General features: G+C 35.2%; 12 protein-coding genes. All 12 read right to left on the bottom strand.

Annotation, left to right across the window (positions count from 1 at the left end; genetic code table 11):
• Positions 1–302: 302 nt before the first annotated feature.
• Positions 303–2,153 (bottom strand): hypothetical protein, encoded by a 1,851-nt coding sequence (locus MKX37_RS10945; RefSeq protein ID WP_002165879.1) that lies wholly within the window; start codon positions 2,151–2,153, stop codon positions 303–305.
• A complete protein-coding gene (locus MKX37_RS10940; RefSeq protein ID WP_002012669.1) occupies positions 2,143–3,960 on the bottom strand; it encodes an AAA family ATPase in 1,818 nt (605 codons plus the stop codon). Before MKX37_RS10940 ends, MKX37_RS10945 begins: the two co-directional genes overlap by 11 nt.
• Before the next feature lie 107 nt (positions 3,961–4,067).
• On the bottom strand, positions 4,068–4,328 hold the full coding sequence (locus MKX37_RS10935; RefSeq protein WP_002085825.1) for a hypothetical protein: 261 nt from the start codon (positions 4,326–4,328) through the stop codon (positions 4,068–4,070).
• A 76-nt stretch (positions 4,329–4,404) separates the two neighbouring features.
• Positions 4,405–5,832 carry a basic amino acid/polyamine antiporter gene (locus MKX37_RS10930; RefSeq protein ID WP_002085826.1) on the bottom strand — a complete coding sequence of 476 codons (1,428 nt, stop codon included), beginning with the start codon at positions 5,830–5,832 and terminating at the stop codon, positions 4,405–4,407.
• Positions 5,833–6,045: 213 nt separating this feature from the next.
• On the bottom strand, positions 6,046–7,557 hold the full coding sequence (locus MKX37_RS10925; RefSeq protein WP_002127232.1) for an ABC transporter permease/substrate-binding protein: 1,512 nt from the start codon (positions 7,555–7,557) through the stop codon (positions 6,046–6,048).
• 3 nt (positions 7,558–7,560) lie between these two features.
• On the bottom strand, positions 7,561–8,508 hold the full coding sequence (locus MKX37_RS10920; RefSeq protein WP_033709046.1) for an ABC transporter ATP-binding protein: 948 nt from the start codon (positions 8,506–8,508) through the stop codon (positions 7,561–7,563).
• Between the two features lie 102 nt (positions 8,509–8,610).
• Positions 8,611–9,168, bottom strand: a complete 558-nt coding sequence (locus MKX37_RS10915; protein WP_002127228.1) for a YdcF family protein — start codon at positions 9,166–9,168, stop codon at positions 8,611–8,613.
• Positions 9,169–9,231: 63 nt separating this feature from the next.
• Entirely contained in the window at positions 9,232–10,461 is a 1,230-nt protein-coding gene (locus MKX37_RS10910; protein WP_002127227.1) for an MFS transporter, read from the bottom strand.
• 1 nt (position 10,462) lies between these two features.
• Positions 10,463–10,999 (bottom strand): NADPH-dependent FMN reductase, encoded by a 537-nt coding sequence (locus tag MKX37_RS10905; RefSeq protein WP_002031805.1) that lies wholly within the window; start codon positions 10,997–10,999, stop codon positions 10,463–10,465.
• 153 nt (positions 11,000–11,152) lie between these two features.
• Positions 11,153–12,049, bottom strand: coding sequence for a phosphogluconate dehydrogenase (NAD(+)-dependent, decarboxylating) (gnd, locus tag MKX37_RS10900; protein ID WP_002127226.1), 897 nt, complete (start codon positions 12,047–12,049; stop codon positions 11,153–11,155).
• Positions 12,050–12,067: 18 nt separating this feature from the next.
• Entirely contained in the window at positions 12,068–13,417 is a 1,350-nt protein-coding gene (locus tag MKX37_RS10895) for a GntP family permease (RefSeq protein ID WP_000260210.1), read from the bottom strand.
• 14 nt (positions 13,418–13,431) lie between these two features.
• On the bottom strand, positions 13,432–14,970 hold the full coding sequence (gntK, locus tag MKX37_RS10890) for a gluconokinase (protein WP_078422247.1): 1,539 nt from the start codon (positions 14,968–14,970) through the stop codon (positions 13,432–13,434).
• Positions 14,971–15,322: the final 352 nt, after the last annotated feature.

Raw genomic sequence — 15,322 nt, 5'->3', positions numbered from 1 at the left:
CCGCCTTTCCCATCGCCGCTCTGTTTTTGATAACGCTTTCACTTACTATCATATAAGAACAAATCTTCGTATGCAACTAAAAATATTTATGTCTTATTATATTCTGCAAAATGAATTAAATTCCTACTTATTAGTCATTAATAAACCCCTTAATTCCCCATACTGTTACAAACATAACAAGATTCAATTACTCTAATAAAAAAATGATAATCACTATCAAGTTCGAACCGTATAATGTGTCTTTCCGTACTGCATATAATTCTTCTTAACCTAAAGAAATCCTTCATTAAAAAGGATTTCTTTTACATTTTATTACTTTTTAACCATTTCTCAAAAATTTGAATCATCCCATGCTTCCCAGCCAACTTCTCTTCTCCTTGTTTCGTTTTATATGGATATAGTTGTAAAAACACTCCACATCCAGATTCAATTTTTTTACTATGCATATGGCTACCTGGATATACACAAATCACTTCATAAATCGCTCTTCGCTTAAAAATTCGTTTACCATTCTGTTCTTCTACATACTTAATAGACCAGTATTTATACATTTGCTCCGTTGCTTTCGTATTACCGACAGGCTGAAAAATATTGTACATAGGGCTGTATTTCACTTCGATAATAATAGAAGATTTATATACATACTTCTCTTCTTCCTTTACATAACAATCTAAACGAATATCCGGCTTCTTTGTGTCCTCTCCGTTATAAAAATTACTTCCTTTGCTTAGTGCAATAAGAGGGTGTGTTTCAATTAAATCATTAAACGCGACGTGCACTTTTATATCATCTCGATGTAAAATCACTGTCGTTCCATCTTGTAATCCGTCTAAATAAAAATGTTCTTGTATTTGTTCACGAATAGGATTCTTATCTTCAAATCCGATTTGTTCTAATATAGAAATAACGATAAAAAAAGCGTAATACTCATACACTAAAAACGTTGGTTTATATACGAATAATAAAGATGGGGGTTGCTCCGTATGTTGCGGTAACAATTCTAAATGGTGGATTAATTGTTGATGCGGTATAGATAAAGTGTTCGAATTAATGGTAGCTGTTTCAGAAACTTCCCTCCAAAATGGAGAATACAATAAATTTCGAAAGTATTGCACACTTTCATATACGATATGAGCTAATATTTTATATTCTTGTATTTTCACAGAACTTTTCCGTAAATCTGCTTCTTTCAGTAAATGTAGATTTCTATATTTTTGTTTTTCCCTATCCGTCACGGATCCATTTCGTTCAATCGTTTTCATAATTGTTTTAACAGCTTGAAATTCATCTGACTTTTTCTTCTTTTCTCCTTCTAGTATTTCAATAGTTTTACGTACAAAAATTTCTGCTTCAAGTAAATAATAATAGAATTGCATCGTTTTAAATTTAAGAAATGCATTTTCAATACTATTTTTTTGCTCCTTAAATTTACGGTTGTAATATTTCGCATAAAGCTTTCTTTCTGTCATAATGGCAGTTTTTCTCGTTGTCTTCCGCGCTTTCGTTTCCCATTCATATTCGTGTACAAATTCCGCATTCGATTCTACTTTTTTAAAAATTTGTTTTATTCTTTTCATTTTTTGTGGCAACTTTCTTAACAATACCAAATAAGAAGAATCTTCAATATCGCTAAGTGCTGAGAAAGTTTTCTTGTAATAACCTCTATCTAAAATTAACTCGTTTAAAATTGACTTCACATAATCTTGAATCATTTCAAATTGGTCATCAAAAAAGTTTTTAGGAACCACTTGAAACGCACCATAATAAGTTTTATCTTCTATACGCACTTCAAAATGGTATAAGCCACAGCGCCACGGATAAAAAAATTCAGTTTTTCCATGTTCATACACTAATACTCTTTGTTTTTTTTCATTTAATTCATATTGTGACTCTTTTATATTCTTTTGTCCCTCATATACTTTATTCCATATGAATGTAATATCCATTGGATTTTGATAATGGAAATGTAATTTCAGTGGTTTTAATTCCTGTACTTTATAAATACATTGAACTAATGCTGTAGTAGACGTACAAAGCCGGTTTAAAAGGATAAAATCGCCTTTCCCCTCAGTACCAATAATTAGCTTCAATACAAACGGGAGCGTTTCTTTCGTATCGACGATTGCTGTTTCATAACGCTCCTCATTTTGCATAGCCATACAGCTCCAGTTCTCTACGCTTTTGTCTTATATAAGCTAAAGAATGTTCAAATGTAGATACACGATTTGCAAGCGGAGACTGTAAAAGTGGTATCAATGTCGCTCCCCTTTTTGCTTCTTCAGAAAGTAGAGGGCCCACTGTCATTTCTGTCCCCCTTAATTTCGTTAATACACGCTGCTTTATTTGCAAATCAAAACCTTCTTCCCTGCTAATCATATAAGACTGATTATTTTGGAACGGTATATTTTGCAAATACGTAGCGATTGCGCTTGCACATCGGAAAGAAATTCCTTTTGATATATCGTGTGATGATAATACATCATGTAACTTATCCAATAACTCTAATTCCTCTTCAGTATACACTTCGATCATCTCTTTATTCCTAAACCAATTGAGTCGAAATTCTCCCGTTGTTACTTTCAGCGGAGGTTGCTGAACAACTTTCTCATGTTCTATACTCATCTCGCAAAACGGAATTTTTTGTAATGTAATCAAATTTGTTCGATCTAATAATCGATCGGAAAGCTCTTTCGTCGTTTCATCAAAATTTACAGTGCCTACGAAAATAATATTCTCACCAATTTCCACTGAAGGTGGAATTTGATTTTCTATTTCTTGTACTTTCTCATACAAACTCAAAATACGATTTTTCTTTTCAAGTTGAAGAACGGATAGAAACGGAGTAAACCAATGCTCAATATGTGACATGTTCATTTCATCGAACACAATTATATACAATTGATTTGGATTTTCTTTAGCCTTTAACAATGTCCGAACTAACTTCGTTTCACTTTCAATAAAATTACCATTCGGATGAAGGTAACCGAGAATATCATGTGGTTCTTGATACGATGGTGAAATCGGAATCCAAATTAATTCTTCCCCATAACGTAAACCAAGTGATTCTGCATAAGCTTGCACAAAGCGTGATTTCCCAACACCTGGTATACCACCAACAATTGTTAACATATTGGTTTTAATACTAATGTGAAAATTATATATATCTGTATCATCCAAATATAACCCTTTATTACGAACCATACTTTGTACATACTGCAAAAAAGAGGATTCACGCTCATCCCATTCCCAGTCATCCTTTTGCATTTTAATATCTTCTACTTCAACTAACTTACCTTCTTCAGCAATTCGTTTATTTAGTTGGTCATACACATTTTCACTTACAAAATATAAATGATCATCTACTGCTATTTCTACATGTTTCATCCAATCGTTTATTTCAATATATTTGCATTCTTTTCTTTGCTCAAAATATGAAATTGAACTTATTGATGATTTTAACGATAAATTTCCATATAGCCTTCCTTCATGCCACAATAATTCTGGAGGCTCAAAGTCTTTTGGTAATTTAGGCATAAGAAATGATAAATAACCGTTGCTTAACTTCCGTTCCAAAGACGCTCTCTTTTTATAATTTGAGACCTTTGGTGAAGGAATCACTTTATATGAAGATGCTATTTCCCGAGGCTCTTCTGTGCATATTAATTCCAGAAATAAATTTCCACGATCATAATAAAGACGAAACATAACCAGTTGCTTTTCTAATTTATGCTTCTTTAAATCAGTAAAGATTTTTTCATTCTTTTTATTACTGCATAATCCTTCAAACAAATATTTTCCAGTCGGAAATAACTCTTGTAAAGTTAAAGGTATTGAAGAAAGACATTGTACAAAGAAATTTTCTCCATTCTTCTCTCCCTCAGCTTTTGCAAACTTCCCAATAAACCTCATATAATACATTCGCTTTATAAAACTTGGATGAAGAGCTTTATGTAATTTCAACGTAGTCACCTTCTTTTTTTCATACTATTCTTATTGTATGAACTACAATCTAAAACTAGAAATAAAAAACCTGACGTCATCCGTCAGGTTCAAAATTAAAACGTATATTAATGAGAAGGAAATGCTTTTTTTTCTTGTAAAATGGCATTATGAGCGATTTTCATTTTAGCAAGTACGTACCGTAATCGATCTTCGGCATTTTCATCTTTATTTTGCTGCAAACTCGCCAAATTCTCTACAGAACTCGCTAAATTTTCAATCACGCCTCGAAGTTCAGGATGATGATTAAAAAAAGATTCTTGTACTAATACTTTCCTTAAATCACTAGCTAAATCCATAATTCTAGACAACTGTTCTTTTTCTTCCATTTTCATCCCTCCTGAATATCTTATGTATTAAATATTCTCTAGACAAGGAAAAAAGCCCTTTAAATTAAAAGGACTTTTACATTTTTATAGTTCCTGTCAGTAACATATAAAGTGATGTAATAGCTGCAATAACAATTGCCCACATCACATATCGCTCTTTGCCTGCAAAACAACGATTCCCTTTTTCTTTTCTTGCAAACATATACACGAGAATCCCAATACCATATACGATTGAAACAAGCAATAAATTCTTTAAACCAGCTGCATAAATTAACCATACAGAGTATAGGGAAGCAATTAATGCTAACAATCCATTTTTTACTCTCGCAACTTTCAGCTCTTTCGTGATGACTAATTTCAATTGAAATAGCGCTGATAATAAGTACGGCAGTAATATAGATGTTGACGCAATAAAATACATAATTTGATATGTCGATTGTGAAAACAGAACGATTATAAATATAGTTTGGGCAACGATATTTGAAATCCACAATGCCATATGCGGCGTTTGTTTCTTATTTGTTTTCGTAAAGACTTTCGGAAACACGCCGTCTTTTCCTGCTACGTGAGAAATTTCAGAAACAAGTAAAAACCAGCCAATTAATGTACCTACAAGTGACGCAACTAATCCAATATTAATTGCCATTGCACCCCATGGCCCAACAACATGTTCTAATACATGTCCCATTGAAGGAGTCTCTAATACTGAAAGTTCTTTTCTTGTCATGGCTCCCATTGACAGAACAGAAATTAAAATATAAATAGACATTACTAAAATAAGTCCAAGTACTGTCGCTTTTCCAACGTCTCTACTATTTTTAGCTCTTCCTGATAATACAACTGCTCCTTCAACCCCAATGAACACCCAAAGGGTTACAAGCATTGTATTTTTCACTTGACCTAGTACAGAGGAAACTGAGATAGTTCCTTCGCCCCAAAAGTCATGTGTAAATGTATCCCAGCGAAACGCTGTTACCATCACGACAATAAATAATAAAATCGGAACTAATTTCCCAATCGTTGCGATAACATTCATAATGGAAGCTTCACGAATTCCAAATAAAATTAGAAAATGCAATGTCCATAATAAAAGTGATGCACCTACGATTGACGCAACATTATTTCCGCCTTTAAAAATTGGGAAGAAGTAACCTAATGTACTAAACAGTAACATAATTGTTGCAACATTCCCTAAAATCCCTGCTAGCCAGTATCCCCAAGCACTGTTAAAACCAATATATTCACCGAATCCAGCTCGTGCATAACTATAAATTCCGCCCTCAAGCTCCGGTTTTTGTCTTGCTAACGTTTGATATACGAGCGCAAGTGGAATCATTCCCATTGCTGTAATACACCAACCAATTATCGTTGCACCACTATTTGCTCCTACTGCTAAATCATGCGGTAAACTAAAAACACCGCCACCAACCATCGTTCCAACTACTAATGCGATTAACGGAAAAAATCCTAACTTCTTTTCTATTTGTACCACCCCATCTGTCATTCTAGGTGTTATGTTCGTTCAACTATTAAAGTCACCTTTTTCTCTAATAGACGTTTCTCTTATATTTTTTCAGGAAAACATTACTTATTCTAAAAGAAAATGAAGAAAAATGGAATACTTTTTTGAAAAAATGTATAAGTATGCACAAAAAAACCGTTCATTTTGTAATGAACGGTCATTTCATACATATAAAATTGTATATTTATTGTAAAATTAACGAAGTAACTTCTCTTTTTGTAAAAATTGTTTTGCGACTTCTTCGCTACTTTTCCCATTCACATTTACTTCATAATTCATTTTTCTCATTTCTTCATCTGTAATCTTTCCAGATAATTCATTTAATACTTTTTCGAGTTCAGGATATTTCTGTAACGTCTCTTTTCTTAATAATGGTGCTCCTTGATAAGGCGGGAATAGTCCTTTATCATCTTTTAGCACTTTAAGCCCATATTGCTCCAATTCACTATCTGTTGAATATGCATCGATTACGTTAACATCTCCCGATTGTATTGCACTATAGCGCAGTTTCGGTTCCATCGTTTTAACATTTGAAAACTTATAGTTATATAATTTTTGCATTCCTTTATAACCATCTTCACGATCAGCAAATTCTAATGTAAATCCTACTTTAGCTTCCTGTGCAATTTTTCCTAAATCAGAAATTGTATTTATGTTATTTTGATCTGCTATTTTTTTCGGCATGGCTAGTGCGTATGTATTGTTATACTCCATTGGCTTTAACATAACCATATTATATTTCTTTTCCATTCCAATACGAGCTTGTTCATATACTTCATCACGATTTGTACTTTTCGGTTCTTCTTTCACGAAAGTAGATAAAGCTGTACCTGAAAATTCTGGGTATATATCTACTTCACCTGATTTTAACGCTTCGAATACAAATGCTGTTTTTCCAAGGCCTGGCTTTAATTCCACTTGTAAATCTGTATCCTGTTCAATAAGTTGCTTGTACATTTGAATTAATATTTCTGGTTCAGATCCAAGTTTACCAGCAATAACTATGTCTTTCTTTTCGGTATTCCAAAGAAATGGAGCAGCTATCATTACTACAACTATACATATCGTCAATATAACGCGCTTAGAAGAGCGTTTCGGGCTCTCAAGTATGCGAAGTACTATATCAAAGAATAAAGCGAGTAACGCAGCTGGTACGGCCCCTAAAATGATAAGCGCATGGTCATTTCGATCTATACCTAATAATATGAGCTTACCGAGCCCACCAGCGCCTATTAAAGCAGCTAATGTAGCCGTTCCAACAATTAATACCATCGCTGTACGAATACCAGCCATAATAATTGGCAATGCGAGCGGAAGCTCTACCTTCCATAATCTTTTCCAGCTATTCATCCCCATAGCTCTCGCCGCTTCTATAAGTGATTCATCTAATTCCCGTATTCCTGTATATGTATTTCGTAAAATAGGTAATAGTGCATACACAACTAATGCGATTATAGCTGGCAGTTTTCCAATTCCTACTAACGGAATTAATAGTCCAAGTAAAGCAAGTGAGGGCACTGTCTGCATAACAGCAGAAGTCCCTATAATAAATTCAGCCATTCGTTCTTTTCTCGTTAATATAATGCCGAGCGGCACTGCAATAATTACTGCAAAAAATAGTGAAATAAGCGATATTTGTAAATGCTCACTTAATGCACTTAGCAATTCTACTTTTCGTTCTTGGAACGTTTGAATAAAATCAGTCACTGTTTAGCCTCTTTCCTTCATTTGTTCAACAATGTAATTGACAATATGACGACTTGTTAACGCTCCAACATATTGACCATGCTCTTCAACCGGCACTGACTCTTCAGTTTGTAAGCGGACTAGTGCTTCTTGTAATGACGAATGTAAAGATAAAGCATTCCCTTCAACTCGTATACCCTCGTCTAGCGGCAATACCTCTTCTATACTCTTCCCCTCATACCAAGGTCGTCCACGATTTCCAATGAACTCCTCTACAAACTCATTTTTCGGGTTATGTATAATTCCTTCTGGTGTATCTAATTGAACAACTTTTCCTTCTTTCATTACACAAATACGATCACCAAGTGATAAAGCCTCTTGCATATCGTGCGTTACAAACACGATTGTTTTTTGAATCTTTTTTTGCAGTTGTACGATATCCTTCTGAAGCTGCTCCCTACTTAACGGATCTAACGCACTAAATGGTTCGTCCATAAGTACAATTTTCGGGTTTGCGGCTAATGCCCGTACGACACCAACACGTTGTTTCTGTCCTCCCGACAATTCATCTGGCATGCGATCACGATATACATCTGGATCGAGCCCAACCATCTGTAGCAAGTCATCGACACGTGCTTTTATTTCCTTTTTGGTCCATTTTCTCATTTCAGGGACAACTGCAATATTTTCAGCAATTGTCATATGTGGAAACAGCGCAATCTGCTGCAACACGTACCCTATATTCCAACGTAGTTCGTTTATGTTATATTGTTGAATATCTTTTCCATCGATTAAAATTGATCCTTCCGTCGTTTCAATTAAACGGTTAATCATCTTCATTGTCGTTGTTTTCCCGCAACCACTCGGACCAATGAGAACAAAAAATTCTCCTTTTTTAATTTCTAAATGTAATGAATCCACTGCTTTTGTGCCATCTTCATACGCTTTTGACACATGATTAAATTGAATCACAGACACAACTCCTTTCATGTTGTTTCCTTTATTTTGATGGAATATAGCATTCATTTCAAATGATACGCTTTATTATACAAAAAAAGAGCTCTCATTTGAGCTCTAACGGTCGAACAATATTGTTTTCATAATTGCAGCATATTCACGCACATACGCTTTTTTCTTAGAGCGTCTCGGTGTTTCAGCAGCCAAAGCTTCCATCTTTATCCCTAAACGCTTTGCAATTATTTTCGTTCGATATAAATGATACGTATTACTTACAACTACCGCATGCTTTACATCATATAAATCCATACTAAACTTTAAATTTTCATACGTATTTGTAGAGCGGTCTTCAATTAAAATACGATTCTCATCTATACCATGTACCATTAAATAGTTTCTCATACTGTGAGCTTCCGGTATATCTTCATCTTCCCCTTGACCACCTGAAACAATTACTTTCACCTCAGGGTGAGCATGTAAATATTCCAACGCTATATCCAAACGATTTTGAAGAGATAAAGACGGTCTATCTCCAAATAACTTTGCACCTAATATAAGAACGTATGGAGAGTGATTACTCAATGTTTCACGAGCAACTTTATTCATTCGAAACGTCATATAAATGATGTATAGCGGAGGTAGTAATAAGATTATAAGCAATATCCATTTGTTCATAAATAAGTTAACACTCCCTTTCTTTTTATTATATAGAAAAAGAAAAGGAGGCAGAAGTATTTTTTAAACAATTGATTTATTAGACACATTCGCTTCCGTTTTACGTTTTGAAATTACATAATAAAAAGCAATCCCTAATGATAGGATCAATATACAGCTCAGTACATAAAACGGGATCATCACCCCTGCTTTAGATACGCCTGCCGTAAACAACATTAATAATACAATTCGAATTCCTGTGCCAATTAATCGAAATAAGCTGTCCACACGTCCCATTACTTCATTTGGAATTTCTTCCATCATCAATACATTTCTCGCCACTCTCGTTCCAGCATTTCCAATCGCATGAAAAATCGCTAGTCCATATAATAACATAATGGAAGGCTCAATAATCATTACGGTAATTGAAATTACATAAATGAACATCGTCATAACGATTGAAACTTCTGTTTTGACATATTTCATCATGATTGGAATACTTATTCCTGCAAGAACCGCTCCGACACCGTACATCATACCTTCAATTGCGTATACAGAGGCACTAGCTTTGAGTATATCTGAAATATATACTGGGATTAAATAATTTGCCATCATGACACCGATAAACGGCATATAAGTCGCGAGTAAAAACCAAAATAACTTAGGGCGCTTTTTCATAAAGTGAATTCCTTCGAACAATTGCTTCTTAAAGGTTACTTTCCCTTTTACTTCTTTTTTCTTTACATATGGTATACATAAGAACAGGAAAAATGCTCCTGCAAAAGTTAACATATCCACTAACAAGATCCATTTCAAAGAAATAATCTCAATTAAAAAGCTAGCAGCTGCACCTGAAATAACTTGCGTTAATTGTCCTTGTATTTCCATCGTGCCACTTAAACTTTTATAATGCTCTGATTGAAATATTTCTTGGTTAAATGCAAATATTGTGGGATAGAATAATAGATAATAGAAAGAACCTGCTATATAAATAATAATGTAATGAATAGAATTGTATGATTGCCCAGCAAATCCCCAAATGGCCATCATTCCTATAATGGCTATCCCGATACCTTCGTTACATAACAATAAAGATTTTCTTGAAAAACGATCAATGCTTTGCCCAATGAATGGTGTTAGTAAAAACATGATGAGAGTTGCAACGATAGAAATATACCCAAACGTTGTCTCTCCCCCACTTTCCTTAATCAATAGCCACGGAATCGTTATCATAACAATCCCAGAGCCAATAGCAGATAAACTATTGGCGCCTAGAATGTAATACAAGCGAGAATCATGATAAAGAGAGGACATATCACTCAACTCCTAATTGTTTTTTCACCTCTTTATATACGCTCATATATGCTTTTAATTCTTTAACTAAATCATGAATTAATGGTTTTGCATCTTCTCCAAGTTCACTATCTTGCACATGTAATCCATCAAGCACGACTTGTTTTGGAATTGCGTTTGCGTAAACGCCTCTAGCGACAGTGCGCATACTATTTAATGCGTTTATTCCCCCTTTACCTCCTCCAGCAACTGCTAGTAATGCGACAGGCTTATGGATGAATTCACTGCTACTTAAGTAATCTAACGAATTTTTCAGCGCTCCACTCATCGCATTATGATATTCCGGTGTACATAGTACTACTCCATCCGCAGCTTTCACTAAAGCTTTTAATTTTTTTACTGCCTCTAATTCACGTTGTGATTCTTCTCCATTATATAAAGGCAATTCCGCTACTGCTAAATCGTATAACTCCCCTTCAAATTGCTCTGCAATATATTTTGCCACAACGCGAGTTCTACCGAACTTTCTTGGTGTACCGTTAATAACGACTAGTTTCATAATTATTTCTCCCCTTTGTTTTCAAGTTATATTTATATATTATCAGAAATTTCTATACAAAACACAGTAAAAAGAGGGAAAAACTTTCATTAAATAGTATGAGAAATAAAAAAAACTCATACTTTCGTATGAGTTTCACAAAACTAATATTTCCTATTTTTTCACAACCTCATGTCCACCGAATTGATTACGAAGTGCAGAAACCACTTTTCCGTGGAATGTATCATCTTCTTGTGAACGGTAGCGCATAAATAATGACATAGCGATAACTGGTGCCGCTGCTTGTAATTCAAGCGCAGTTTCAACAGTCCATTTCCCTTCTCCTGAAGAGTTCATTACACCTTTAATGCCATCAAGTTTTGGATCATCTGCAAATGCTTTTTCAGTTAAGTCCATTAACCAACCACGGATAACTGATCCGTTCGCCCATACTTTTGCAACATCTTCATAATTGAAATCAAAATCACTTTTATCTAGTACTTCAAATCCTTCAGCGATTGCTTGCATCATTCCGTATTCAATACCGTTATGAACCATTTTTAAGAAATGCCCACTACCGACGCGGCCTGCATATGAATAACCATTTTCTACTGCTAAATCTTTAAATAAAGGTTCTAGTTGATCATAAATTTCTTTTTCTCCACCAACCATTAAGCAAGCACCGTATCTAGCTCCTTCCACACCGCCTGATGTACCGATATCTACATAATGTAAACCAAAGCTTTTCGCTTCTTCAGCACGGCGTAACGTATCTTTATAGAATGAATTTCCGCCTTCAATAACGATATCGCCTTCCTCTAATAATGGATATACATCTTTTAGTACTGACTCGACAACTTCTCCTGCAGGTACCATTACCCAAATTGTACGAGGTGCTTCTAGTTCAGCAATCATTTCTTTTAACGTATGACGGGCAGTAATCCCTAATTCCCCTGCCTTTTCAACAAGCTCATTATTTACATCGTATACAACTACTTCATGCTTGTCTTCATGTAAGTGTTCAGCTAATGGAAATCCCATTTTTCCTAATCCAATTAAACCTAGTTTCATATTAATCAATCTCCCATTCTATACAAATATATTTAATAACGAAATTAGCCCAAGTGCTACAACAGATAATATTGTCTCCATTGCAGTCCATGTTAATAATGTTTCTTTCACAGTCATTCCGAAATACTCTTTAATCATCCAAAATCCTGAATCATTTACATGCGATAAAATTAATGACCCTGCTCCTGTTGCAAGTGCCAGTAACTCTACATTTACTCCTGGTGTACTTGCTGCAATCGGTGCTACAATTCCAGCTGCTGTCATCATAGAAACAGTAGCCGATCCCGTTGCAACTCGGATAAGTGCAGCAATTCCCCAACCTAATAATATCGGTGAAATATGCGATTCTTTCGCCATCTCCGCAATTGTAGTTCCGATCCCAGAATCTAATAACACTTTATTAAATGCGCCCCCTGCACCGATAACTAACAGTATGTTTGCAATCGGACCTAAGCAATCGTTTGTAAATTGTAAGACTTTGTCTTTAGAAAATCCTTTTGCATAGCCAAGACTAAAGAAAGAATATATCGTTGCAATTAATAATGCGACTATTGGATCTCCAATAAAGTGCAATACTTGTGCAAGTTGACTCGTTTTGCTTAACGCTACTTCCGCAATGGATGCACCAAGCATAAGAAATACTGGAAGTAAAATAGTAAACAATGTATTTCCGAAACTAGGAAGTTCCTTCTTCTTATCTCTTTCAATAAATTGCTCCGCTATTTCTAATGGTACTTCTTTATGTATACGAGCACCGATCCATTTCCCATAAAGCGGACCTGAAATTATTGCAGTTGGAAGTCCGACAATTAATGCATATAAAATTGTCTTCCCTACATCTGCTTTAAATATACCTACCGCTGCCATTGCTGCTGGATGCGGTGGAACAAGTCCGTGTACAACCGAAAGACCTGCTACTAGCGGAATTCCGATTGTAATAAGTGATACCCCTGTTTCTAACGCAATTGTAAATACTAACGGAATTAATAGTACAAATCCAACTTGGAAAAACACCGGAATCCCTACTAAAAATGCAACGAACATCATTGCCCAGTGAACACGCTTTTTCCCAAAACGTCCAATTAATGTGTTTGCAATTCGTTCAGCACCGCCAGACTCAGCCATCATTTTTCCAAGCATTGTTCCTAAAGCTAAAACAATCGCTAAAAACCCTAACGTATTACCAAGACCTAATTTAATAGAATCGATAATCCCCGGATGTTGTGGTGAAGTTCCAATTAAGGGCATCCCCATTGCTAGCCCAACTCCGATTGCTGTTAAAATTAACGCGACAAATGGATGCCATTTTACTACCGTAATTAGTAAAAGTAATATAACAACAGCCGCTAGTACGATCCCAACTACCATTTCTCCCAATCCCCCTATTGTTTACGTTGGAAAGCAGCTATACAATCAAATTCTTCTTTCAAACGATTGTAAAGTCGTTCATACATATAAAACAGCTCTAAATATAAAGCCGTATTTTCTTTATTCGGTACATGGTGATGGACAATATCAATCCAATCCTTCACCTCTTCAAGAGAATCAATTTTCCCAATTGCATACAAAGCAAGTGCTGCTGCCCCAAGCGCAGATGCTTCATGACTTTCTGGAACAAGCAATTCTTTCCCCATCATGTCAGATAACATTTGTCTCCAAAATGCAGATTTCGCAAAGCCACCTGAAACACGTATTTCAGTAAGTGGCCCTGTACAATCTCGAATGGCAAGTGCTACTGAATACACACTCATACAAACACCTTCCATAACTGCACGTATGAAATGTTCACGTTTATGCTGAAGGTTTATCCCGAAGAATGTACCTCGAGCATTTGCATTCCAGTAGGGTGCACGTTCTCCAGATAGAAACGGTAAAAATAGTAATCCATCTGCTCCAGCTGGTACACTTTCTGCATACTTAATTAATAAATCATAAGGATCAATTCCAAGCTTTCTTGCTACCTCTTGCTCTGGGCTACCAAATTCATCACGTAACCATCTCAGTAATATTCCGCCGTTATTCGTTGGCCCACCGATAACCCAGTGCTCATCTGTTAATGCGTAACAAAACGTTCTTCCCTTTTCATCTGTATTGACATTTGATGAAATTGTTCGAACTGCACCACTTGTTCCAATCGTAATTGCAGCTGAACCAGGCGATATTGCACCGACACCTACATTTGCAAGAACACCATCACTCGCACCAATAACAACTGGAGTATCTTCATGAATGCCCATCTTTTGTGCTAATTCCGGTTTCATTCCCGATAAAATATATGTAGTTGGTACAGGTGTTGATAATTGTTCTGGTGACATATTTAACATAGTTAAAACATCTTCATCCCAGTTTAATGTTTCTAAATTAAATAACCCAGTAGCTGATGCAATTGAATGATCAACTACATAGCGTGAGAATAATTGATAAATGACATACTCTTTAATGGAAATAAATTTATACGCAGTTCTGAATAACTCCGTTTCTTCTTCTTTCATCCACAGTAATTTAGAAAGTGGTGACATCGGATGAATCGGTGTACCAGTTCTTCTATAAATGTCATGACCATTCATTTGTTGTAATAGTTTTTCTGATTGCTTTGTGCTTCTATTATCTGCCCAAATAATAGAGCGCGTTAACGGCGCACCGTTTTCATCTACTGCAATTAAGGCGTGCATTGCTGTACTAATACCGATTGAAGAAATATCTTCCGGTGACACATTACACTTTTCGATGGCAACGCTTACAGTTTTATATACAGCAGCACATATTACATCAGGATCTTGCTCAGCCCATCCGACCTTCGGTTGAATAATTGGATAATCAATTGCATGTGAAGCAACGACTTTTCCTTTTTCAGTGAATACAACCGTTTTCGTACTTGTGGTACCGATGTCAACCCCGATTACTCTCCCCCTTGTTTCCATGCGAACCTTCCCTTCGTTTCTAGCAAAATACGATCTAGTAAACCGTTTACATGAATTAGTATATAAAATATTTTTTCATAAATCAAGTTATGAAAAGAAAATTTTTTTCAAACCAAAATGTACCTCTCATCTTCTTAATCATTCTCTTTATCTTTTTTAAATAACCTTTTTAATTTATCAAACATTCTTTCCCCTCCACCTAAAGATAATAATATATAAGTTCTCGTTTTCTTAGCTTGATGGACATAGGGCGTGGCTCCCTACTATCACTTTTTTACCTTGTAAATATATGTCCCATACTATAAAATCTAATAGTATTTATATTTTTCTGAAAAATCAAAACAAAATATGA

It is taken from the genome of Bacillus sp. FSL R5-0709 (assembly GCF_038004785.1).
GTDB lineage: Bacteria > Bacillota > Bacilli > Bacillales > Bacillaceae_G > Bacillus_A > Bacillus_A mycoides.
This window is presented reverse-complemented; position numbering and strand designations above follow the sequence as displayed.

Excerpts from the sequence above, each read along its gene's own strand:
- MKX37_RS10895 (WP_000260210.1), bottom strand. The coding sequence starts at position 13,417 with ATGGTAGTTGGGATCGTACTAGCGGCTGTTGTTATATTACTTTTACTA.
- gntK (WP_078422247.1), bottom strand. The coding sequence starts at position 14,970 with ATGGAAACAAGGGGGAGAGTAATCGGGGTTGACATCGGTACCACAAGT.
- MKX37_RS10910 (WP_002127227.1), bottom strand. The coding sequence starts at position 10,461 with ATGTCCTCTCTTTATCATGATTCTCGCTTGTATTACATTCTAGGCGCC.
- gnd (WP_002127226.1), bottom strand. The coding sequence starts at position 12,049 with ATGAAACTAGGTTTAATTGGATTAGGAAAAATGGGATTTCCATTAGCT.
- MKX37_RS10945 (WP_002165879.1), bottom strand. The coding sequence starts at position 2,153 with ATGCAAAATGAGGAGCGTTATGAAACAGCAATCGTCGATACGAAAGAA.
- MKX37_RS10930 (WP_002085826.1), bottom strand. The coding sequence starts at position 5,832 with ATGACAGATGGGGTGGTACAAATAGAAAAGAAGTTAGGATTTTTTCCG.
- MKX37_RS10915 (WP_002127228.1), bottom strand. The coding sequence starts at position 9,168 with ATGAACAAATGGATATTGCTTATAATCTTATTACTACCTCCGCTATAC.
- MKX37_RS10935 (WP_002085825.1), bottom strand. The coding sequence starts at position 4,328 with ATGGAAGAAAAAGAACAGTTGTCTAGAATTATGGATTTAGCTAGTGAT.
- MKX37_RS10905 (WP_002031805.1), bottom strand. The coding sequence starts at position 10,999 with ATGAAACTAGTCGTTATTAACGGTACACCAAGAAAGTTCGGTAGAACT.